The organism is Limnothrix sp. CMB-01 (genome assembly GCF_055193175.1).
Genome location: NZ_CM143720.1, coordinates 1,684,224 through 1,706,494, shown reverse-complemented (window position 1 = coordinate 1,706,494; position 22,271 = coordinate 1,684,224). Strand labels below are relative to the sequence as shown.

Below are 22,271 nucleotides of genomic sequence, written 5' to 3'. Positions count from 1 at the left end.
CACGGTGGAATCAGGGTTACGGACGATTTAATAGCGGGCCCTAGCGTGCGCCGCGATAAATTCGCTCTGACTGCTCCGGCGGCAACCAGGCACAGGCTTGGGCTTGGCGCTGGGGCAAGGTCAGGGTCGGCGTGGGCCGATTCCAGGCACTTTCCGGCTCCACATATTCCTGGGTTTGGGGGTCGTAGGCATAAATTCGCCCCGTTTCGATTTCATAAACCCAAGCATGGAGTCGCAAGCTGCCCTGGTTCAGCTTGGCTCGCACACAGGGATAGGTGCGCAGGTTGTCAATTTGGGTGAGCACGTTTTCGGCCACCGCAATTTCCAGCAAATCTTCACCACTACAGGGGCTGTAGTTTTGCAAAACCACCTGGCGCGTTGCTTCCGCATGTTCCAGCCAGCGGCTGACCAAGGGCATTTTGTCTTCCAGCTCTTTGATCTTCAGCAGGCCTTTCATGGCTCCGCAGTGGGAATGGCCGCAAACCACAATTTCACTCACCCCCAAGGCTTCGATCGCATACTCGATCGTCGCTCCTTCACCGCCATTAGCCGCGCCATAGGGGGGAATGATGTTACCGGCATTGCGGATCACGAAAATTTCGCCAGGATCCGATTGGGTAATCAGTTCCGGGTCAACGCGGGAGTCAGAACAAGAGATGAAGAGAACGCGCGGTTTTTGCCCATGGGCCAGCTCTTCAAACAGCTTTTGATGGGACGCGAAGTAATCTTGCTGAAACTGCCGCAAGCCTTTGATCAATTTGTGCATGGCGTTCTGTGCATGGCCTGGTTACCCGTGGCCTGGTCGTTGCCCGTCTGGCTGGTGAGTTGGTGAATATCTTACGGCCTTAGGGGCGCTGGTCGTCGGTGGTGGCGGGTGCTTCGCGCCGGTTGGTGCTGCGGGCCCGATCGGGCGACTCCGCTGGACGATTGGCGGGCGCAGCGCTGCTGCTGGACGGTTTGCGATCGGCCGGTGAGGCCTTGGGTGTGGGGGAAGGGCGATCGCTCGGAGTTGCCACGCTCCGGTTGTCGGAATCGGTCAAGCGCTGGGCCCCGGCCCGGTTTTCTTCGGCGGGTCGCGGTGTGACGGTTAACCCCGCCGCTCCCGATCGCGACAGTTGCAAGAAAGAATCGAGGGCCGCACGCCAAACCAAATAGCCCCGATCGCTCAGGTGCAGGCCGTCAGTAGTGAGGTCTGGGTGCAGATTGCCCTGCGGATCGGTGAACATCGGAAACAAATCCAAGAAGCCCACCCGTTCATCCCGGGCCACCTGGTTCAACCGGCGGTTAATGCGCTTGATTCGATCGAGTGTGGCCTGGCGCAAGCGGGCCCGACCTTCCCAAGTGGAGCTAGCCCCGCGATGGGGAAACAGGCTTTGCAACACAATCCGCGAATTGGGGTGGGCCCGGCGCAATTCTTGGGTGATGGCCCGGTGATTTTCCACGATCGTGTCATCACTGACCCCTTGCATCAGGTCATTAATCCCGATCGCCACAAAAATCACCTCCGGTTGCAGACGCGCCAACCCATCCAAGCGCTGCAACAACAACCGGGTCGTATCCCCAGAGATGCCCTGATTTAGCCAAGTGGTTCCCGCCGGCAACAGACGGGACGGAAAGGCCAGAGTTAAGGAATCGCCCACCAACACCGCCAACCGGGCGGGCCGTCGCAGGGCCATCGCATTGGCTTCCTGCCGCCGCCGAGCCACCCATCCTTCATAACTGGTGGCCGCGACGGGCGATCGCTTCGGAGTGGTCACCGTGGCTGCCACGGCCCTAGTGGGCGATCGCTCCAAAGACTCTTGGGTTTGCTGAATCTGGTCAATCGCTTGGGCAATGGCCTTGGCCGCCGCACGGTCTAGGCCCGTGACGACCACCAAAAAGGCCACTGCTAATAATCCATTGCCCCATAGAGACCATTTGACCCACCAAGGAGCGCGGGGCTTAGACGGTGAGAAACCACTTGATCGGCGTGACCAGCCAATCGAGCGGCCAAAAATTCCTGTTCGTCGAGCACGCGATCGAGAAAACACGATTTGCCCTGAAACGTTGTGGTGACCCTGCCTCGGTGCAAGCCAACCGGCCCTAACTGGCTCCGTTGACCTTGCATCCATCGCCAAAAGACCAATTCACTAAGAACTCTAGCGAACTTTGGCCGCAAAAAAAACATCCCTAAACACAAAAGAGGGCGATCGCCCCCTCCTGTGTCATTGAACACCTGTGGTAATCAGTCGCATCCGAACTCGGCTAACAGCTAAGGTCGTCGAAACGATAGAAAAGCATCGTTACCCGACCTCGCCCCAGTACCGAGGCTTTTCCCTAGGATGCGGTTTGATCCGAAACACCCATTGCCGCCGTACCCGTGGGGCCGATCGAGGTGTTGTCCTTCACAAAGCCACTGTAGGCTTCCATCCCGTGCTCGCCGATATCGAGGCCAATGGCTTCTTCCTCGGGCGAAACCCGAATGCCACCAAAGGCATTCAGGGCATACCAGAAGATGGTGGACAGCAACACCGTCACCCCACCAGCAATGGCAACACCCAGGAATTGCACACCCAACTGGGTCAAACCACCACCATAGAACAGGCCCAAACCAGCCGCATCCGCACCCGTTGCATCCTTACCAATGCTGAACAGGCCGACCGCCAGCGTGCCCCAAACACCGCAAACCAAGTGCACCGAAGTAGCACCCACTGGGTCATCGACCTTCAGCACCGAGTCAAAGAAGCCCACCGACAGCACCACCAGAATCCCGGCAATGCCACCAATCAACACAGAACCGGTGTAGTCAACCACGTTGCAACCCGCCGTGATGCCCACCAAGCCAGCCAGGATGCCGTTGATCACCATCGACAGATCCGGCTTGCCCGACAGCCACCAGGATGTGAACGTGGCGGTTACGCCACCCGCTGCGGCGGCCAAGTTGGTGGTCACAGCGATGTAAGGCACTGCTGCATTCACCGCCAGGGTCGAAGCCCCGTTAAACCCAAACCAGCAAACCCACAGAATCAAGCAGCCCAACGTGGCAATGCTCATGTTGTGGCCAGGGATGGCGCGGGGTTGGCCGTTGTCATACTTACCCATCCGGGGCCCCAGAATCGAAGCACCCATCAGCGCTGCCCAACCACCGACGGAGTGTACCGCCGTTGAACCAGCGAAGTCGCGGAAGCCCATGTTGAACAACCAACCGCCCGTGCCGCTCCAAATCCAACGGCCTGTGATGGCGTAGGACACCCCAACCAGCAGCAAGCTAAAGATCAAGAAGTCCACGAACTTCACCCGCTCAGCCACCGCACCGGACACGATCGTGGCGGCGGTGCCCGCAAAGGCAACTTGGAAGAGGAAGTGCAGCGAGACCGGCAGCCCCGTTGCTTCAATGCCGTAAGTTTCGGGCGTTCCTGACAGGAAGAAGCCCGTCGTGCCAATTACGTTATTGCCTTGGGCAAACATGAAGCCATAGCCCAAAGCCCAGAATGCCAAGGTGGCCAGAGCAAATACAATCAGGTTCTTGGTCAGAACGTTAACGGCGTTCTTCTGACGACAGAAGCCCGTTTCCAACATGCAGAAGCCCGCGTTCATGAAGATCACGAGGATGGCTCCCACTAGAACCCAGGTCATGTTCAGCAGGCCCTGAACGTCTTCGGGCTTGATGGGTTCAGCGGCATGGGCAGCCAGGTTCCAGGTGGCCACAATCACGGCGGCCAAAGGAATGCAGGCTAACCAACCGAGGGAGGTGCGGCGACCGAATACGTCGTGAAAGAACGATCGCCCGGCACTCAGGATCTGGTCAATGGATCGATCGGTGCCCTCGTTAAGGGAGCGCGAATGCCCCTTACGGCGACCCGAGAACTTGAGCCTAGCCATAGACTAACGGTTCCTATAGGGGTTGATGTTGATATGGATGGTTCAGAGACAGGGCGGTTGCTGACTGGTTAAAACTAAGACCATCACTCCTTCACTAACAATTGCTGCGATTCGCTCACGAATGCGGCAATCAGGAAGCTTCCTGCTCCATCGCGGCGAAGTTGGCTTCATTTGCTCCACAGGCTGACACGATCGGACTGGCCGCCTTTTGTAGATGCATCGCCTTTGGGAGTGGTTTGCCCCAGGGTTTGACAGGGACTCAATGAGAGCTAGACTGCAATCCAAGACAGTCTCTTGGCGCAGCAATTGTCGATCGACGTGGACTTGCTTTAAACACAGGCAATTGCATCAATTTTGTCGAGTATCGTTCTGTATCTAGCGATACTGATCGTCCTGGGCTGTGGGTAGATTCACCGGGACAAAAAGCTGAAGATGGGTGATGCGATCGGGCAGGACTGGCCATATCGTTGGCGGCCGTTGGGGGTGCAAGCCCCGTCCCGTCAGGAGCGACCCTGAGCCGAGGTGTAAAATCAGCATGGTTACGATCGCAGCCCAAACAAAATCCCGATCGCCTAGTCATTTCGCCATGTCGCTGGTTGGCCCTGTCCTTGATTGGCCAAGTTGCTGGGGCTGAAGTCCAAGGGTGTGAATGAGTTTTGAATGGCTCTGTGAAATTGCTAGAACTGCTGAATTGCTGAGCTGGTGTTGAAATCTCTGCCCCAGTCCTACGGGGGATTTTGAGGACGATTGAAATGTGGATTGTTCATATCCCCCAGACAGCAGCATTGAAGTCCGTGATGAGGCTCCCCCATGGAAGTTAGCGAATTGCTCGAACGCTACGCAGCCGGAGAGCGAGATTTTGACCGCGTTGATTTGTCATCGGCGGATCTCAGTGGGGCCCTGTTGCCCGGTATTTCGCTCCAGGGGGCGGATTTATCAGGGGCCAAGTTGTCCGGCTCCAATTTGGAAGAGGGAAACCTGCGGGAAGCGCGTTTACTGAGCGTGGAGGCGAATCATGTGCAATGGCGTGGGATTAATCTCCGCGAGGTGAAGTTGCGGGATGCGTCGTTGCGGGGAGCCAATTTGGTGAATGCGAACTGCATTGGGGCGGACTTGAGCGGCGTGGATTTGGGCGATCAGGCGAATTTGTCCGGTTGCTCGATGCGGGCCACCAAGTTGGTCGGGGCGAATTTGCGGGAAGCGGTGTTGATCGAGTCCAATCTCAGTGAAGCGGATTTGCATCAGGCCAACTTGGAAGGGGCCAACATGCGAGAGGCCACGTTGCACCACGCCAAGCTCACGGAAGCCAATTTGACCAAGGCGAACCTCACGCGGGCCAATTTGACCAAGGCCAATTTTTCAGATTCGGTGTTGGTGGGGGCGATGTTGCTGGAGGTTTATGCCAGTAGCACGGTGTTTTTGGCGGCGGACTTGTCCAGTTGCGACCTGCGGCGAGCCAAGGCGATCGGGGCGGATTTCACGGCGGCCAAACTGCTGAAGGGAAATTTGCGGGAAACCAATCTCAGTTGGTCAACGTTGCGCCAAGCGGATTTGAGCGATGCCAATTTGTTTCAGGCTCGCTTGCAATGGACGAATTTCAGCAGTGCTGTGCTGCGGGGGGCGGTGTTGATTGATGCGGATTTGTCCCAGGCCAACACCCGGGCGGTGGTTTGGACGGGGGCGATCGGCCCGGATGGCCAAGCCCATTACTAACAAGCCGTGGATTACCCCATTCAGCCGATCGATTAGGGGAATTGGCCCGCCAGTGCTGGGCTGCGCCGGTTGTTTAGCCTCCCGTCCCTGAACTCCAGAGCCTAAAGGCCCGGGGTCTTTTGCTCATGTGCTCAGTGGGTGCTGCGTTTAACGGTAGGGAGCCAACAGGGGGGCGAGCCGATCGAGCGTGGCAGTGGGCACTTTGTCGAGGGGGGTGAGCAGCGCACCGGCCAGGGCCTGATGGGCGATCGACTCGGGCGGTTGGGCCCCCAAGCGGCGGACTGTTTCCCGGATGATCGATCGGGCGTTGTCGGCATTGCGATGCAAGTTCCCAATCACCATCTCGGTGGTCACACTGTCGTGATCGGGGTGCCAACAGTCATAGTCGGTGACCAGGGCGATCGTGCAGTAGGCGATTTCCGCTTCTCGGGCCAGCTTGGCTTCCGGTAAGTTGGTCATGCCAATGACGGTGGCTCCCCAACTTTGATAGAGCTGGGATTCGGCCCGCGTGGAGAAAGCCGGCCCTTCCATGCAGAGATAGGTTCCGCCGCGATGCAACGTCACCTCCGACAGGGCCAGGGAGTCGATCGCCTCAGCCACCAAGCCCGACAAGGCTGCACAAATGGGATCGCCAAAGGCAATATGGGCCACTAAGCCATCGCCAAAAAAGGTGGAACCCCGGTTACGGGTGCGATCGATGAACTGATCCGGCAACACGATATCCAGAGGCTTAGCCGCCATTTGCAACGATCCCACCGCCGATACGGACAGGAGATAGCGCACGCCCAAGGTTTTGAGGGCCCAGATGTTGGCGCGGTAGGGCACTTCCGTGGGCAGCAGGTGATGGTGGCGGCCATGGCGGGCCAGAAAGGCCACGGGCACACCGTCCAAGGTTCCGGTGATGATTGCGTCGGAGGTGGGGCCAAAGGGGGTTTCAATCCGCTGTTCTTGGGGATTTTGCAGCGCCTCCATCCGATAGAGACCGCTGCCGCCCAGAATGCCGATGGTGATTGTGTCGCCCGTTGAGTCAGTCATTGTTGAGAGGTGCTCCATAAACCAGTAGGGTCGATCGCCCGAATTGGGCTGGCCATTTCAGCCTAAGCCGCCTGTCGCTGACTCATGCTCAAGATTCCGTAGTAATAGTCCTTTAGTTGGCGGGTGGCGGCGGCCCAGCCCCAGCGTTCGGCCTCGGCTCGGGCAGCTGATCGCAGATCAGCCCGCTGGCTGGGGTCGGCAAACAGGCGTTGGGTGGCGGTGATTGCGCCCTGGTCATCGGTGGGGTCAAACAGGAAGCCGTTCACGCCGTCGGTGACGATATCGGGGATGCCGCCCGCATTGGCCGCCACCACGGGGCAGCCGGCCGCCATCGCTTCCAACAGCACCAACCCAAGGGTTTCCGTGCGCGAGGGGAAGATGAACGCATCGGCGCTGGCATAGGCGGCGGCCAGCTCCAGACCGCGCAGGTAGCCGACGAAGTGGGTGTTGGTTCCCGCGAAAAATTCCTCTAGCTCGGCGCGGTAGGGGCCGTCACCCACAAGGGCGAGCCGCGCGCCGGGAATCGATTCGAGCACGGGCCGGATGCGATCGACCTCCTTTTCAGCAGATAGGCGACCGATGTAGATCAACAGGGGCGCGTCCGGGTGACCTTGGCTGAGGAAGTCGCGCATTTCGGCGGTGGCGCGATCGGGCGTGAAGCTGTCTGTATCTACGCCGCGCTGCCAAAGGGCGGTGCGCTCAATGCCATGGTCGCTCAGTTGCTGCACCATGGCGGTGGAGGTACAAAGGTTAATTTCTGCGAGATTGTGGGCGGTTTTTAGCAATTCCCAGAGCAAGCCTTCTAGCATTCCCAATCCGTAATGTTGTAGGTATTGGGGCAGATGCGTGTGATAGGAAGCAACGAGGGGTAATTGACGAGTTTTGGCGTAATAAATGCCGCCCAAACCGACGACGGCCGGGTTAACCACGTGAATTAAATCGGGGCGAAAATGATCCAATTCGCGACCAATTGCCGGCCGTGGCAGGGCGATTTTTAGCTCAGGATATTGCGGCAGTGGAAACCCCGAAACCCCGAAAACTTTTGAGCCGTTGTAGTCCTTTAACCCCAAATCGGGCGTGACGATTAGTACCTCATCGCCCATTTTTTGCAGGTGATCGATCGTGTGGCGCAGACGGGTCACGATCCCATCGATTTTGGGCAAAAAGGTTTCGGTAAACAGCGCAATTCGCATAGGTTCCGTGCGGGGCAACAGGGACAAAAGGAGCAAGGGGGCAGCGGCGCAAGACGGGCGATCGCCCGATGTAGATTAAGGCTCGGTTAATGCCAAGCCTAGACTAGGCGATGGTTTCAGCCTATTCCCGCCGATATTTGCCTCAGGATACCGCTTGGGGGGGATCGATCGGCCCCGGCGGCATTATTCGCGCCCCGCCAAACGCGCCAACCGATGGCTATACCAAGTAGCCCCAATGATCAGCAGCCCGATCGCCCCCAGGGTCAAACTCAGGGGCAAAAATTGACCCCGACTAATGGCATCGGTGCCGGAACTGCCCAATTGCACAAATAAAAATACGCCGGGGCCCGTGCCCGCCACGGTGGCAATTAAATAATCTCGAAAGCGCACGGAGGTTAAACCCGCCGTGTAGTTGGCTAAACCGTAGGGCAAAATCGGCAACAAACGCACGGCAAACATATAGGCAAAGCCGTGGCGACGAATTTCTTGATCCATTTCTTGCCAGCGATCGGCGAGGCGGCGCTCAAAGGCAGGTCGAGCCAGCCAACGACTGAGATAAAAGGAGGCGATCGCGGCCAAAATGGCGGCTAAACTCGTCCAAATTGTGCCCCAAATTGAGCCGAATAATGCGCCACCCAAAAGGTTTAAAGCCGTTGAGGGTAGCATCAGCATGGTGACGGCAAGATAGACCACCATATAAACCAATGGTGCGAGCCAACCCGTACCCCCAATTTGCGTGCGCAGCCGCTCTACATCAATCATGCCCAAGCTGTAAAACATTGCCCCGATCGCCCCGAGGCAAAAGAACAGTAGCAGCACAATCCAACGTTTTTTAGGGGGCTTCATGGGGTGCTTGGGGGGAGCGGCTGGGTGATCTAGGAATTGGGGAGTTCGGCGCGATCGCGATCGGTCACCCGCCAACTGAGTTTGGTATTCAGCCAAAAGTTCCAGAAGGTGACTAAGCCGATCGCGATTAGGTTCGCTAAATAACGATATTGACCCGCAAAAATCACATTAAAAAAGAGATTCAAAATCAAGACATTCAGAATCAGCCCCATTAAGCAAATTAAATTGAATTTCAGGAACCGTTCGAGGCGGCGACGAAAGCCGGTTTGGCGTTGGGATAAGTCCCGAAATGTCCAGCGATCGTTCCACCAAAAATTATTCAAAATTGCCACTTCCGCTGCGATGATTTTGCTGCGGGTGAGACCCCAAGCCAAGGTACTGGGATCGCTAAGGGCGTAGAGCACCGCCATATCTACGATTACTCCACTCAAGCCGACAATACCAAACCGGATGAAGCGCTGCACCGGGAAGCGATCGAGCCGCAGCCGCAGCAAATGGGCGAAATAGTCGATCGCGTGATACCAAGTGACTTTGGTTTCGCCCGATTGCCGTTCGCGAAATTCGTAGGGGAGGGTTTTGACGCGCCCAAAATCACCTTTTGCTAATACTTCAATCAGGATTTTATAGCCCAAGGGATTGAGGATTTTTTGGGCGATCGCGCTACGTTTCAACACAAAATAACCGCTCAAGGGATCGGACAAACGCCCCACCACGTCGGGCAACAGAGTCAACCCCAAAATCTGCGCGCCCCGAGAGGTGAGCCGCCGCCACAGGCTCCAATCACTGATGCCGCCGCCGGGATCATTGCGACTGGCGGCCACCAAATCAGCCCCGGCCAAAATTTGCGCCACCATCTCCGGCAACAGTTGCTCATCGTGCTGGCCGTCGCCATCAATTACGCCCAAAATTTCGCCCTTGGCCACCTGCCAACCGCGAATTACAGCGGTGGCTAATCCCCGTTCATAGTGACGACAAAGCACCCGCAATTGGGGAAATTCGGTGGTTAATTCCTGGGCAATTTTCCAGGTGCGATCGGTACTGTTGTCATCCACCACAATAATTTCATAATCATGGGGCAGCACGGGATCTAAAACCGCCACGAGCGATCGCACCAAGGCTTCAATATTTTCGGCTTCTTCGTAGGTGGGAATTACTAAGGAAAACCGCAGCGATCGCGCCATCACCGTCAGCTTGCCACCCCGGGGCGAGAGGTCAGCAAACTGGGCGATCGCCTGATCTAAATTTAGGGGTTGCTGAAGATGATCCGCATGGCGAATTTCGATCTGAAACTCCGCCGTGGTTGGTTCCCCCCAGGTGGATTGATGTAACAGCAAATCCGGTAGCGGATCGATGCACAATTCACCCGTGGGAACTGCTTCCATGGATCGCAAAGTGGGTCGCACAGTCGGCGTAAACCCCATCATTAGGACTCAGCAACCTTGGCGACGAGCCGAGGCTGAAAATCGAGAGTTTTGACCAAGAATGCCAACTTATCGCTAGCTTCTTCCACGATTTTGGTGGTGGGTTTTCCAGCTCCATGACCCGCTTTCGTTTCAATCCGAATCAGGGTCGGTGCATCACCACCTTGGGTCGCTTGCAGGGCCGCCGTGAACTTGAAACTATGGGCTGGTACCACGCGATCGTCTCGATCGGCCGTGGTAACGAGGGTAGCGGGATAGGCCGTGCCCGATCGCAAATTATGTAGCGGTGAATAGGCGTAAAGGGCCTGAAATTCCGCTTCATTTTCCGGCGATCCATAGTCAGAACACCAGGCCCAGCCGATCGTAAATTGGGGGAAGCGCAGCATATCCATCACCCCCACCGCTGGCAGAGCCGCCCCAAACAAATCCGGTCGCTGAATCAGGCAAGCACCCACCAACAAACCGCCATTACTGCCACCGGAAATTGCCAGGCGCTGGGGTTTAGTGTATTGATTCGCAATCAACCATTCAGCGGCAGCAATAAAGTCATCAAAGACATTTTGCTTTTGCAGTTTTGTGCCCGCTTCATGCCAGGCTTCGCCATATTCCCCACCGCCCCGCAGATTAGCTACGGCGTAAATGCCGCCCATTTCCATCCACACCAAATTGGAGACGGAAAATACGGGAGTTAGAGATACATTGAACCCGCCATAGCCATACAGAATCGTGGGGTGATCGCCGGTTAATTCCAGCCCTTTTTTGTGGCTAATAAATAGCGGGATTTTCGTGCCATCTTTGCTGCGATAGAACACCTGGCGCGTTTCGTAATCTTCCGGGTTAAACGCTACCGTTGGCTCACGGAAAAGCTGACTGGCTTGGCTAGCAAAGTCGTAGCGATAAATGCGCGTGGGGGTGGTGTAGCTGGTGAAGCTGTAGAAGGTTTCCCGATCGCCCCGTTTGCCCTGGAATCCCCCGATCGAACCAAGACCCGGCAACTCAATTTCAAACTGGAATTGCCCTTGCAAATTAAAGAACTGCACCGCCGATCGCGCGTCCTGCAAATATTCCACCACAAACCCATCATTCAGGGTGGACACCGCATCTAGCTTGTAGGTGGCTTCGGGAATCACTTCTTGGATCGTCGATTGCCAATCGGTGCTGGTCGCGTCGAGGTCGATCGCCACCAGCCGGCCCATGGGCGCTTGCCAGTTGGTTTCAAACCAGCCGATCGCTCCGTCATTATCAATAAACCCAAAGCCACCGACCCAATCGCCCACCAGTTCCCGCACAGGGGAATCCGACTGCCGCAGATCTTTCACAAACAACAAATTTTTAGATTCAGTTCCCTTCCAAACGGAAATTAACAGATAGGAACCGTCATCGCTGACTGTGCCGCCAAAGCCCCATTCTGGCTGATCAGGTCGCTCATAGATTAGTTGATCGGCGGCTTGTTCAGTGCCCAGTTCGTGATAGTAAAGCTTCTGGAAATAGTTGGTTTCTTGGAACTGGTTTTCGGCGTTGGGTTCATCGTAGCGACTATAAAAAAAGCCGCGATTATCCGGTGTCCAAGAGGCTCCCGAAAACTTCACCCAATCTAGGCGATCGGGCAAATCTTCCCCGGTTTCCACCGATCGCACGCGCCAGGTTTGCCAATCGGAACCCGCCGTTGACAAGCCATAGGCCATCAGCGAGCCATCTTGGGTGAAAGCAATCCCCGACAGGGCCACCGTGCCATCATCCGACAGCCGATTTGGGTCGAGCAAAACGCGCGGTTCTCCATCGAGGCGATCGAGCGTATACAAAACACTTTGATTTTGCAGACCGTCGTTTTTGTAATAGAAATAGCGATCGCCCCGCTTCCAGGGCACGCTCAATTTTTCATAGTCCCAAAGTTGCAGCATCCGGTCATAAATGGGCGATCGCGCCGGAATTTGCGCCAAATAATCAAAGGTCAATTGATTTTGGGCGGCAATCCAATCGGCCGTTTCGGTCGTGTTGGCATCTTCTAACCAGCGGTAGGGATCCGGCACGGAAACGCCGTGGTAGATGTCCACTTGGTCAACGGTGCGGCTGGTGGGATAGGCAAAACGATCGGCCATGGGATGCTGCAAAAAATTCATGTCCGGGGTCTATTGTACGGGCGCGGGCCCGACTGTAGCGCTATTCTGAGGAAGCTTTGGGGCCCCCTTGCCAAACATCAACCCGTTGTTTGCCCCTCCTCTGACGCTGCATCCCTGTCGATCGCCCCTATGAAAATCGCCACTTGGAACGTTAATTCTGTTCGATCGCGCCTCGATCATGTCACCGGTTGGTTGCAGGAAAATCCCGTGAATTTTCTTTGTTTACAGGAAACCAAGGTGATTGATAGCGACTTTCCCCGATCGGCTTTTACGGATTTGGGCTATCACCTGGAAATTTCGGGCCAAAAGAGCTATAACGGCGTAGCGATCGCCAGTCGGCAACCGGTGGATCACTGCGCGATCGGGTTTAGCGCGGTTTTGGATGCGGAATTGGTCGGCGATTTGGACGATCAAAAACGGGTGATTATGGTTCGATCGGGCGACTTGGTTTTGGTCGATCTTTATGTGCCCAATGGTTCCGAAATTGGCAGTGAAAAATATGTCTACAAACTGCGTTGGCTTGCGCTGCTCAAAACCTATTTGACGGAATTACTAGCCCAGTGTCCTCAGGTTTGTGTTTGCGGTGATTTTAATATTGCCTACGAAGATCGCGATATTCATAATCCCAAGAACCGCGAAACCCACATCATGGCCTCCGATGATGAGCGGGCAGCCCTGAAAGCTAGCGTTTTGGACTTGGGATTTCAGGATGCTTTTCGGTTGTTTTGTGATGAGGGCGATCGCTTCAGTTGGTGGGACTATCGATCGGGTGGTTTCCAACGCAATCGTGGCTGGCGCATTGACCATCTTTATTTGTCGCCAGCCTTGATTCCCACTGCCCGCAGTTGCGAGATTGATATTGAGCCGCGCAAACTCGAAAAGCCCAGCGACCATACCCCCGTGGTGTTGGATCTAGCGATCGATTAGACCTCTTGCGCGAATCGGCTAACAGCCCTCATCCCCCAACCCCTTCTCCCAAGGTGGGCGAAGGGGAGCCAGAAATCAGGAATAACGGCGATTTCGTTGTTGATTTTCAAGTCCCTCTCCCGACTTGGGAGAGGGATTTAGGGTGAGGGTTTTGATTGATGCAAGAGGTCTCTTAACCGATCCTTGGGTCGATCGCGCTGTGCGGTCATGCTAACCGATCGTCCAACCGTCCCCCATTGCCCAGAGAACCGCCAAGCCCGGACTCAACCGGCCGTCAGCGTTGCGCGTTAGTATTTTGGAAGTATGACTGCTGTTTGCGCAGCAGCGCCCTGAATTTTCTGAATCTGCCGATGACTCCCAAGATCGAGGCCGTTCAAGCGCCCTACTACGGCGATACCGCGTACCGGACTCCCCCGCCAGACCTTCCCTCCCTGTTGCTCAAGGAGCGGATCGTTTACTTGGGAATGCCCCTCGTACCTGCCGTCACCGAGCTGATTATTGCCGAGCTGTTGTATTTGCAATACGACGATCCCGAAAAGCCAATTCGGATCTATATCAACTCCTTCGGTAATCTCGGGTTCGAGACGGATGCCTTTGCCATCTGCGACACGATGCGCTACATCAAGCCGCCGGTTCATACGATTTGCCTGGGCTTGGCGGCGGGCACATCGGCCATGTTGTTGGCAGCAGGCACGAAGGGCTGTCGGGCCAGTTTGCCCAACTCCAAGATTGTGCTGCAACAACCCCAAGGCGGCGCACGCGGTCAGGCCACGGACATTCAAATCCAGGCGGAAGAGGTGCTGCGCAACAAGCGGGTGATGCTGGATATTTTGTCGGAATGCACCGGGCAAACCACTGACAAGCTCACCAAAGACATGAATCGCCGGTTCTATATGACTCCGGCCGAAGCGAAGGAATACGGGATCATTGACACGATCCTAGAATCATCGGAGGGGCTGCCTAAGCCGGTGGTGAATTCGGTGGGGTTGGGCTAGGTTGCCCGATCGCCCTGATGACGCTCCCAATCCATCCAACCACCCACTAGTCAGCCATTTGAAGAAGGAGTCTCGATCCTATGCCGATTGGCATTCCCCAAGTTCCCTATCGTCTGCCGGGTAGCCAATACACCCAGTGGATCAGCATCTATAACCGCCTGTACCAGGAGCGGATCATCTTCTTGGGCAAAGAGGTGGACGACGAAATCGCCAACGAAATTGTGGCGGTGATGCTCTACCTCGACTCGGAAGACAACAGCAAGGACATCGTGCTGTACATCAACTCGCCGGGCGGTTCGGTAACGGCGGGGATGGCGATTTATGACACGATGCAACACATCAAGTCCGACGTGGTGACGGTCTGTGTGGGCTTGGCGGCCTCGATGGGGGCCTTCCTGCTGGCGGCCGGGGCCAAGGGCAAGCGGTTGGCCCTGCCCCACGCCCGGATCATGATTCACCAGCCGAGTATGGGCGGGTTCCGCGGCCAAGCCACGGATATCGACATTGAGGCCAAGGAAATCCTGAAAACCCGCAGCCAGTTGGATGAAATCCTGGCGCTACGGACGGGCCAAAGCCTGGAGAAGGTGAAGAAGGATACGGAGCGGGATTATTGGCTGTCGGCGGAGGAGTCGAAGGACTACGGCCTGATCGATCGGGTGATTGAATCCCGCGATTAGGGGCCGGAGTACCGGTCGCGCAGCCTTCCGGTAGCCAAGAATCCCAGCAGATAAGGGGCTTCAGCCCCTTGCCCCGTCACATTAGGGGTTACCACGGGGCGATCGATTCTGAAAGGGGTCGATCGCCCTTAATCTTTGGGGGGTGGCCTGGCGTGACAAGCAAGGGCGATCGGTTATTTTGAAAAGGGTTTGGGGCAATCTTGAGGATTTCGGGTGAGGAACTGAGGTGGCTATGGCCTTGACGGTGCGGGACTGCTATCGACTGCTGGAACTGCCGCCGGGTGCTCCGGTGGCAGACATCAAGCGGGCTTATCGGCGGCTGGCCCGGCGCTACCATCCCGATTCGGGCCATCGATCGGCCTCGGCAGAAACCTTTGCGGCGTTGGCCCAGGCCTACCGGGCCCTGATGGAGCGATCGGGGCGGCCCAGTGCGACGGTTCCTTGGTCTGGGTCGTCGGCTGCGGTTGCTGCACCGTCCCCGCCGCCGCCCGCTGCCCGATCGCCCCAGTCACCACCCCCACCGGCCGCGGCCGCGCCGCCGCCTCAGGAACCCGCCCCAGCGCCTAACTCAGCAACTCGCCCAGCAACGAATCAAGCACCTGGCCCCGCGCCGAATCCAGCAACGAACCCAGGGCCCAACCCAGCAGCGGCGCAGTCTAATCGCTACCAATCAACCGCGCGATCAACCGCGCGATCGACTGCGAAACCTCAGGTGCAGGTGAATCCCTCCCTGTCGCCCTTTGAGCAAGAGTTAAAGGAAAATGCGTTCCGTCGGCTTCAGGAGCTGTTCCAGGGGGGGCGATTCCCCAGCGCGATCGCCCTGGCGGAGGGGTTGGCCCAACGGCTCGATCGGGACGAAGAGGTGAAACAGTGGTTGGCGATCGCCTATCACCGTTGGGGCCGGGAACTCATTAATCGAGGCCAGGGCAGCCGCGCCGAAACCTATCTGAAAAAAGCCCTCAACACCGACCCCCGCAACCGTCAGTTGTGGCTGTTGGTCGATCACGAGTTGCAGCGGCTGAGTTTGCGATCGGGCTGAGGGGCCAAAAAATCTTAATCAGGCTTCATCGTTGGGCGATCGGCCAGCTTTTATCATGGGTCAATCATAAAAGACCTGTTTTTTAGAGCCTTATGATTGCCGCAGTCCCTAACCCCACCATCTCCGCGCCCACCGTTAGCGATCGCCACCGCCTGCAAACCAGCCAACTGAACGTGCCGCCGCGCCTGCTGTTGGGGCCTGGCCCCTCGAATGCTCACCCCCGAGTGCTCCAGGCGATCGGGATGCGGCAAGTGGGCCACCTCGACCCGTGCTTCATTGAGCTGATGAACGAGGTGCAAGAGCTGCTGCGTTACGCCTGGCAAACGGACAACAGCTTGACGATTCCGGTCAGTGGCACGGGCAGCGCCGCCATGGAAGCCACCCTGGCCAACTTGGTGGAGCCGGGTGATGTGGTGTTGGTGGGGGTAAATGGCTATTTTGGCCATCGGATGAGCGACATGGCCAGCCGCTACGGCGCGGAGGTGCGGCAAATCCACCGGCCCTGGGGTGAGGCGTTTTCGCTGCCGGAGTTGCGCGCCGCCTTGGAAACCCACCGGCCGGCAATCCTTGGTTTAGTCCATGCGGAAACCTCCACCGGGGCCCGCCAACCCCTCGAGGGCGTGAGCGATCTCTGCCGGGAATTTGACTGCCTGCTGTTGGTGGATACGGTCACCAGCTTGGGTGGTGTGCCGCTGTTTTTGGATGCTTGGGGTGTGGATGCGGCCTACAGCGGTAGCCAAAAGTGTCTGAGCTGCCCGCCGGGAATTTCGCCCTTCACCCTGGGCGATCGGGCCTTGGCCAAGCTGCGGGCCCGCAAAACCCCCGTGGCCAACTGGTATTTGGATATGGCGCTGGTGGGCAAATATTGGGGGAGCGATCGCACCTACCACCACACCGCCCCGATCAACATGAACTACGCCATCCGGGAAGCCCTGCGCCTGGTGGCCGAAGAGGGCCTCGAAGCTCGCTGGCAGCGCCATGCGGACAATGCACGGTTGTTGTGGGATGGGCTGGCAACCATGGGCCTGAAATGCCAGGTAGCCGAAGAGATTCGCCTGCCGTCGCTCACCACCGTTTGCGTACCCGAGGGGGTGGATGCCAAGGCCGTGGCTCGCCGCCTGCTGGAGGACTACAACATCGAAATTGGCGGCGGCCTGGGTGAGTTGGCCGGCAAGGTTTGGCGAGTGGGGCTGATGGGCTTTAACAGTCGGCCCGAAACGGTGCTGACTCTGCTGAAGGCCCTGGAGCAAGTGCTGAATCGCTAGTTCCGCTTCAGCCCCCGTGGAAGCGGGCCAACATGAACCGCGCCACGGTGAAATAGGTCAAAACCCCCAACATGTCTACTGCTGTGGTGATGAAGGGCGCTGACATCAAAGCTGGGTCAAAGCCCACGCTCTGGAACAAAAAGGGCAAGACCGATCCCGCCGTGGCCGCCAAGGTGGAAATGGCCATCAGGCTTACGCCCACGGAGATGGCGACGGCGGGCGGATATTGAAACAGCATGGCCCCCACGCAAACCATTGTTCCGAGCATCATCCCCAGCAGGGCCCCGGCTACGGCTTCCCGGCGAATGACCCGCAGGGGCCCCGATCGAATCTGGTCAATGTTCAGTCCCCGAATCACCACGGTGGAAGACTGGGCCCCCACGTTCCCGCCCGTCCCAATCAACAGCGGGATGAAGGAAGCCAAGGACACCACCTGTTTCAGGATGTCGTCCTGGCCGCGAATGATGGCCCCGGTGACCGCATTGGTGACCAACAACACCAACAACCAAACCACCCGCCGCTGGGCCACGGTCACCAGGTTGGTTTGGAAATAGTCATCATCACCGGCTTGCACACCGCCCAAGGCATAGATGTCTTTGGTGGCTTCTTCTTCCAAAATGTCGATCACGTCGTCCACGGTGACGATGCCCACCAAACGCTTTTCCCGATCGACCACGGGCACGGCCAAAAAGTCGTAGCGCTGGATAATGCGGGCCACTTCCTCTTGGTCTTCATCGGTGGTGACGCTGACCACATCCCGGGTCACCAGCTCGCTCACCAACTGTTGTGGATGGGAGGTGACGATATCCCGCAGGGAAACAATGCCCGTCAGGCAGCGGGTGTTATCGGTTACATAAAGGTAATAGATGGTTTCCGTGGTGTCCGCGAGGCGGCGAATCCGAGCCAGGGCATCATCAACGGTCATTTCCTCTTTCAGGGAAATGTATTTGGGGGTCATGATTCGGCCGGCGGTGCTGGCTTCATAACCCAACAGCAGGGCGGTGGCTTCCCGTTCCGCATGGCTCAGTTGGTCTACGATCCGCCGCGCCAGTTTGGCGGGCAACTCATCAAAGAGCTTGGCCCGATCGTCCGGCGACATTTTATCGACAATATCCAAGACTTCTTGGCGCTTGAAGTCTTCAATCAACAGTTGTTGAACGTTGGATTCTAGGTGTTCATAAACTTCCGCCGCATCGTCCTTGGGCAAGAGCCGAAAGGCTAGGGCCTGCATGGTTTCGGGTAAACCCTCGATCGCCTCGGCAATGTCAGGGGCCTTGACGGGAACCAACAGCGCCTTGGCACCGGTCAGGTTGTTTTGCTCCAAGAGGACTCGCAATTGTTCACGCACGAGGTCGCGGAGTTCCCGCCGAGAAATCCCCTGAGCCGAATTCATGTCCAGCTCTTGCTCAGTGGCCATGCTCGATCCTCCTCATCGGTCGTCTTGCTTGGAATAAATGGCGTTACGGCATGGTGGGGCGATAACGATGATCGACGGCCCGGGCTGGGCCTGCCAAACTAGCCCTTAGTTTAAGGGGTTTGGCAACGGAAGTTGCTGAAAGTCCCGTTTTGCAGATGATCGGTGAATTGGGGCGTTGCCCTCCGAATCTCGGGCATTGGTCAAGATCACCGCCTGCTGAATGGGCTGGCGGTTGTTGGACTGAGTTTGGCCTTGAGCTGGCCTTAGGTGGGTTGCCAAATTAGGTGGGTTGCCAAATTTGGATGGTGTGATCGCCACTGCCGCTGGCCAAGGTCAACCCATCGGGGGCGATCGCCACCGCATTGACCCACCAATCATGGCCCTTCATTACCTGCAATAGTTCCTGGTCGGCCAGGTTCCAGCAATAGACCTTGCGATCTTCCCCGCCCGCAATCAGCAGGCCCGTATGGGGCGCAACGGCCAGGGCAAAGACGGCTTCGGTGCTGTCGCGGAAAATGTGCTGGGGCTTGTCGTTGCTGGGTTGACCGGCTTGCAGGGGCCAGAGCTTGATGGTTTTGTCTTCGCCAGCGCTGATTAGCCACTGGCCGTTGGGAGTGGCTTGCAGGGCGCAAATTCGACCCAGGTGTTGTTGCAGGCTGTGGAGCCGATCGCCCGATCGGGCATCCCAAAAGCCAATTAGCCCATCGCTGCATCCGCCAATCAGCACCTGGCCATCGTGGCTCCAGGCCAGGGCGGGAATCGGTCGGCTGTGGGCGCGCCAACTGTGGAGCAGTTCGCCGCTGCGCCAGTTCCACAACACCAAGCGCCCATCGTCGCCACTGCTGGCCAGGGTTTGACCATCGGGTGAGAGGGCGATCGCGCTGACCCAATCCTGGTGATGTTTGAGGCAATGGCGTGCAGGGCCGCCAGTGATCGGCCAAACCCGCACGGTGCGATCGCTGCTGGCAGAAATCAGGCTGTCCCCATCGGGGCTAAAGAGCAGGGCCGTGATCCGCCCATCATGGCCATCCCAGGCGGCTTGCAAGCTGGCCGTGGCCCACTGCCAAAGGCGAATTTGGCGATCGCCCCCGGCGCTGGCCAGCCATTGCCCATTGGGACTAAAGGCCAGGGCACAGATCCGATCGCTGTGGGCCGCGATCGTGACGGTGGGTCGCCACTTGTAGTGCCCGAGATCCCGGGTGACCGGGGGGCTGGGTGCGGCTGCGGGGGCTGCGTCGCCTTCCGCCAGGGCGGTGATCACGGCTTCGGCGCTGGGGTAACGCTCGCTGACGCGATCGCTCAGCAGTCGATCGAGCACTTGCCCCAGGCGCGGATCAACCGATCGCCCCTGTTCCTGCAAGCGATCGCTCCATACCCACCGACCCGCCAAAGGATCAAACAACTCCTCCGGTGCATGGCCCGTGAGCGCAAACAAACTCGTCGCCGCCAAGCTGTAAAGATCGCTGGCCGGGTAGGCATGGCCACTCCGCAATTGTTCCAAGGGCGCATAGCCCTCCGTGCCCACCCGGGTTCCCCCCCGGGTCACCGTTTCGCCCGTCAGTTGCTTGGCCACGCCAAAGTCAATCAAGACCGGCTTTTCGCCCGCCTCCGGCAGCACAATGTTGTCTGGCTTAATGTCCCGGTGAATCACATTGCGTCCATGGACAAACTGCAACACCGGCAGCAAGTCCAACAGGAGCGATCGCACCGCCGCCTCGCTCCAGGGGCCCACGCGGGCCACTCGCTGGGCCAACGTGTCCCCCGCAATAAACTGCTGCACCAAGTAGAGCCGGCCCCCTTCCGCAAAATAGGCGTAGAGGGCGGGAATTTGGGGATGTTCGCCCAATTCCGCTAACCGTTGGGCCTCTTCGGCAAAGAGCTGCTCGTATTTGTCGTAGCTGCTGTCTTGGGCGATCGTGCCGGTGAGGGAGTCCGTCGCCAACAGACCGCGACTGATGGAACCCCCGGCGATCGAGTGAATTGGGTTGCCGCCTTGGGGCGAAAACTGTTTGATGATGCAAGGTTGCTGGAGTCGATCGAGGTCAATGGCCAAATAACTGCGGCCAAATCCCCCTTGCCCCACCGGCCGCACCGGTTGATAGCGATTGCGCAACTGTGCCACCAAGGCTGCCCCGCAGGATTGGCAAAATTGGGCATCATCCCGATTCATCGGTTGATGACAGTGCGGATTTAAGCAGCAAACCATACCGCACAGGGCAGCAATCACCCTTTGATTGAGTTGCTTCCATGTTAAGCCAAGGATCCAAGCCTAAACAGCCTAAATGGGGACAATTGGCGCAGTTGCGGCCCACGGCCACCGCCACTCCCTAGGCCAAAGGCAACCGAATCACCACTTCCAGACCCCCACTGGGGCGATCGAGCAAATCCAACTGCCCCCCATGGCGCGAAGTGATGATGTGATGGGTCGCCGTGAGGCCCGTTTCCTTGACCCGGTGGCGATCGAGCTGGAAATTTTCCAAAATTTGCTGGCGCTGAATCGCCGTCAAACCGGGGCCATTATCCGCGATCGACACCACCGCCCAGGAATGAGCCGCCGCATCCTGTTCCACCCAAGTGTTGATTTCGATGTAGGGCTGTTCCGCCGCGCTCAGGGTCACCGCCTTGAGTTGGGCCCGCGTTCCCCGCTCCAACAGCACATCCACCGCATTCACCAACACCGCCATCAACGCCCGATCGATCTGACTGCCATAGCAACAAACCGGCGGCAACGAACCGTAATTGCGCACAAACTCAATCTGTACCGACAACCGGCTTTGCAGCAGCAGCACAATGCTATTCAGCCGTTGGTGCAAATCCGTTGGATGCGGATACACATCATCGAGATGGCAAAAATTTTGCAAACTGCTGACAATCGCCTTCAGCCGTTCCGCCCCATTGCGCAAACTACTAAGCAACAGCGGCAAATCATCCCGCAAAAAGTCAAAATCCACCGACTCTTCCAAGTTGGTAATCGTCCAGGGGATTGGTTGCTTAGACTGTTCTGCCCAATCTCGGTAGGCATCCACCAACTGCACCAACTGTTCCCCGTAAGATCCCAGATGGCTCAGGTTGCCCCAAATGAACCCCACCGGATCCAAAATTTGGTGTGCCACCCCATCCACCAACCGCCCCAGGCTGGCCAGCTTGTCGTTTTGAATCGCCTGAAGCTGCATTCGCTCATAGCGAGCCTGAGTTTCAATGCCGCGAATTTGCCAATCCGCCACAATCAAAGCGCGCGTGTCCAGCAGCCGAGGGCCTTCGGCACATTGCACCACGATCGGATCCGTCAACAGCCCGATCGAGCGGCTCACGGCCCGTTTCATGGCCTGGACGATCGGTAACTCCACTGGCAAAGTTAGGCAATCTCGCTCCAAATAGCCCCACAGGGCCTGTAGCGGCTGCTCCAAAATGGCTGCCCCCGAGGGCCGAATGGCAAATTCCAATAATTGCTGACGGGTAATCACCCCCTCCAGCCGGCCGCGATCGATCACAATCGCCCCAGGAACCCGGGGATAACGGGCCAGCCAGCTCGCCAGCGCGAATCCCGAAACCGCCACATCCACCAGGCAGTCATAGCTTGGTAAATCCGCCAGGGTTGCCTCCAGCCCCAAGGACGAACTGGCCGGCTCATGCAACACCGGGGGGCATAGGCTCTTGTCACTCATCAGCAAAAACGGGTCTCAAGCTCCGTCCTGTGGGGCCGGCTGTTGTGGGGCCTGCGTTAATGGTTGTTCGGGCTAAGCCAGGATTCCCGTTGATGGT

18 protein-coding genes are annotated in these 22,271 nt (G+C 57.6%); 6 read left to right on the top strand and 12 right to left on the bottom strand.

Translation table 11 applies throughout. The annotated features are described in order from the left end of the window. Positions 1 to 40 precede the first annotated feature (40 nt). The 4 genes from ACZA91_RS07140 to ACZA91_RS07125 all read right to left on the bottom strand — a co-directional run bounded on the left by ACZA91_RS07140 (position 41) and on the right by ACZA91_RS07125 (position 4,398). Positions 41 to 766 (bottom strand): carbonic anhydrase, encoded by a 726-nt coding sequence (locus tag ACZA91_RS07140; RefSeq protein ID WP_099533861.1) that lies wholly within the window; start codon positions 764 to 766, stop codon positions 41 to 43. 79 nt (positions 767 to 845) lie between these two features. After that, positions 846 to 1,886, bottom strand: coding sequence for a GDSL-type esterase/lipase family protein (locus ACZA91_RS07135; RefSeq protein ID WP_158234466.1), 1,041 nt, complete (start codon positions 1,884 to 1,886; stop codon positions 846 to 848). A gap of 430 nt (positions 1,887 to 2,316) precedes the next feature. Beyond that, positions 2,317 to 3,861, bottom strand: coding sequence for an ammonium transporter (locus tag ACZA91_RS07130; RefSeq protein WP_190353574.1), 1,545 nt, complete (start codon positions 3,859 to 3,861; stop codon positions 2,317 to 2,319). A gap of 375 nt (positions 3,862 to 4,236) precedes the next feature. After that, on the bottom strand, positions 4,237 to 4,398 hold the full coding sequence (locus tag ACZA91_RS07125) for a hypothetical protein (RefSeq protein ID WP_463185616.1): 162 nt from the start codon (positions 4,396 to 4,398) through the stop codon (positions 4,237 to 4,239). A gap of 273 nt (positions 4,399 to 4,671) precedes the next feature. On the opposite strand from ACZA91_RS07125, the gene ACZA91_RS07120 reads away from it, so the two are divergent. Then, complete coding sequence (locus ACZA91_RS07120; RefSeq protein ID WP_099533857.1) at positions 4,672 to 5,574, top strand: pentapeptide repeat-containing protein; 903 nt, start codon at positions 4,672 to 4,674, stop codon at positions 5,572 to 5,574. 147 nt (positions 5,575 to 5,721) lie between these two features. Here the strand turns inward: ACZA91_RS07120 and ACZA91_RS07115 are convergent, their stop codons facing one another. From ACZA91_RS07115 to ACZA91_RS07095, 5 genes are all read right to left on the bottom strand, one after another. Continuing rightward, positions 5,722 to 6,609 carry an S-methyl-5'-thioadenosine phosphorylase gene (locus ACZA91_RS07115; RefSeq protein WP_463185610.1) on the bottom strand — a complete coding sequence of 296 codons (888 nt, stop codon included), beginning with the start codon at positions 6,607 to 6,609 and terminating at the stop codon, positions 5,722 to 5,724. Between the two features lie 62 nt (positions 6,610 to 6,671). Further along, positions 6,672 to 7,802 (bottom strand): glycosyltransferase, encoded by a 1,131-nt coding sequence (locus tag ACZA91_RS07110; protein WP_463186406.1) that lies wholly within the window; start codon positions 7,800 to 7,802, stop codon positions 6,672 to 6,674. 183 nt (positions 7,803 to 7,985) lie between these two features. Beyond that, positions 7,986 to 8,648, bottom strand: a complete 663-nt coding sequence (locus tag ACZA91_RS07105; protein ID WP_099533853.1) for a TVP38/TMEM64 family protein — start codon at positions 8,646 to 8,648, stop codon at positions 7,986 to 7,988. A gap of 29 nt (positions 8,649 to 8,677) precedes the next feature. Beyond that, positions 8,678 to 9,829, bottom strand: coding sequence for a glycosyltransferase (locus ACZA91_RS07100; RefSeq protein WP_190530947.1), 1,152 nt, complete (start codon positions 9,827 to 9,829; stop codon positions 8,678 to 8,680). 242 nt (positions 9,830 to 10,071) lie between these two features. After that, positions 10,072 to 12,168, bottom strand: a complete 2,097-nt coding sequence (locus ACZA91_RS07095; protein ID WP_463185607.1) for a prolyl oligopeptidase family serine peptidase — start codon at positions 12,166 to 12,168, stop codon at positions 10,072 to 10,074. Between the two features lie 150 nt (positions 12,169 to 12,318). Between ACZA91_RS07095 and xth the strand changes: the two genes are divergently transcribed. The 5 genes from xth (at position 12,319) to ACZA91_RS07070 (ending at position 17,092) form a co-directional block, all read left to right on the top strand. Further along, positions 12,319 to 13,116, top strand: a complete 798-nt coding sequence (xth, locus tag ACZA91_RS07090; RefSeq protein ID WP_463185605.1) for an exodeoxyribonuclease III — start codon at positions 12,319 to 12,321, stop codon at positions 13,114 to 13,116. A gap of 350 nt (positions 13,117 to 13,466) precedes the next feature. Further along, positions 13,467 to 14,111 (top strand): ATP-dependent Clp protease proteolytic subunit, encoded by a 645-nt coding sequence (locus tag ACZA91_RS07085; RefSeq protein ID WP_199291366.1) that lies wholly within the window; start codon positions 13,467 to 13,469, stop codon positions 14,109 to 14,111. 80 nt (positions 14,112 to 14,191) lie between these two features. Next, positions 14,192 to 14,788, top strand: a complete 597-nt coding sequence (locus tag ACZA91_RS07080; protein WP_463185602.1) for an ATP-dependent Clp protease proteolytic subunit — start codon at positions 14,192 to 14,194, stop codon at positions 14,786 to 14,788. Positions 14,789 to 15,020: 232 nt separating this feature from the next. Continuing rightward, on the top strand, positions 15,021 to 15,827 hold the full coding sequence (locus tag ACZA91_RS07075; protein ID WP_463186405.1) for a J domain-containing protein: 807 nt from the start codon (positions 15,021 to 15,023) through the stop codon (positions 15,825 to 15,827). Positions 15,828 to 15,919: 92 nt separating this feature from the next. After that, positions 15,920 to 17,092: a pyridoxal-phosphate-dependent aminotransferase family protein gene (locus ACZA91_RS07070; RefSeq protein WP_463185600.1), complete on the top strand. Its 1,173-nt coding sequence runs from the start codon at positions 15,920 to 15,922 to the stop codon at positions 17,090 to 17,092. 7 nt (positions 17,093 to 17,099) lie between these two features. Here the strand turns inward: ACZA91_RS07070 and mgtE are convergent, their stop codons facing one another. The 3 genes from mgtE to ACZA91_RS07055 form a co-directional block, all read right to left on the bottom strand. Next, a complete protein-coding gene (gene mgtE / locus ACZA91_RS07065; RefSeq protein ID WP_463185597.1) occupies positions 17,100 to 18,509 on the bottom strand; it encodes a magnesium transporter in 1,410 nt (469 codons plus the stop codon). Between the two features lie 280 nt (positions 18,510 to 18,789). Then, on the bottom strand, positions 18,790 to 20,715 hold the full coding sequence (locus tag ACZA91_RS07060) for a protein kinase domain-containing protein (protein ID WP_463186404.1): 1,926 nt from the start codon (positions 20,713 to 20,715) through the stop codon (positions 18,790 to 18,792). Between the two features lie 121 nt (positions 20,716 to 20,836). Next, positions 20,837 to 22,174: a sensor histidine kinase gene (locus ACZA91_RS07055; protein ID WP_190526361.1), complete on the bottom strand. Its 1,338-nt coding sequence runs from the start codon at positions 22,172 to 22,174 to the stop codon at positions 20,837 to 20,839. Between the last annotated feature and the right edge of the window lie 97 nt (positions 22,175 to 22,271).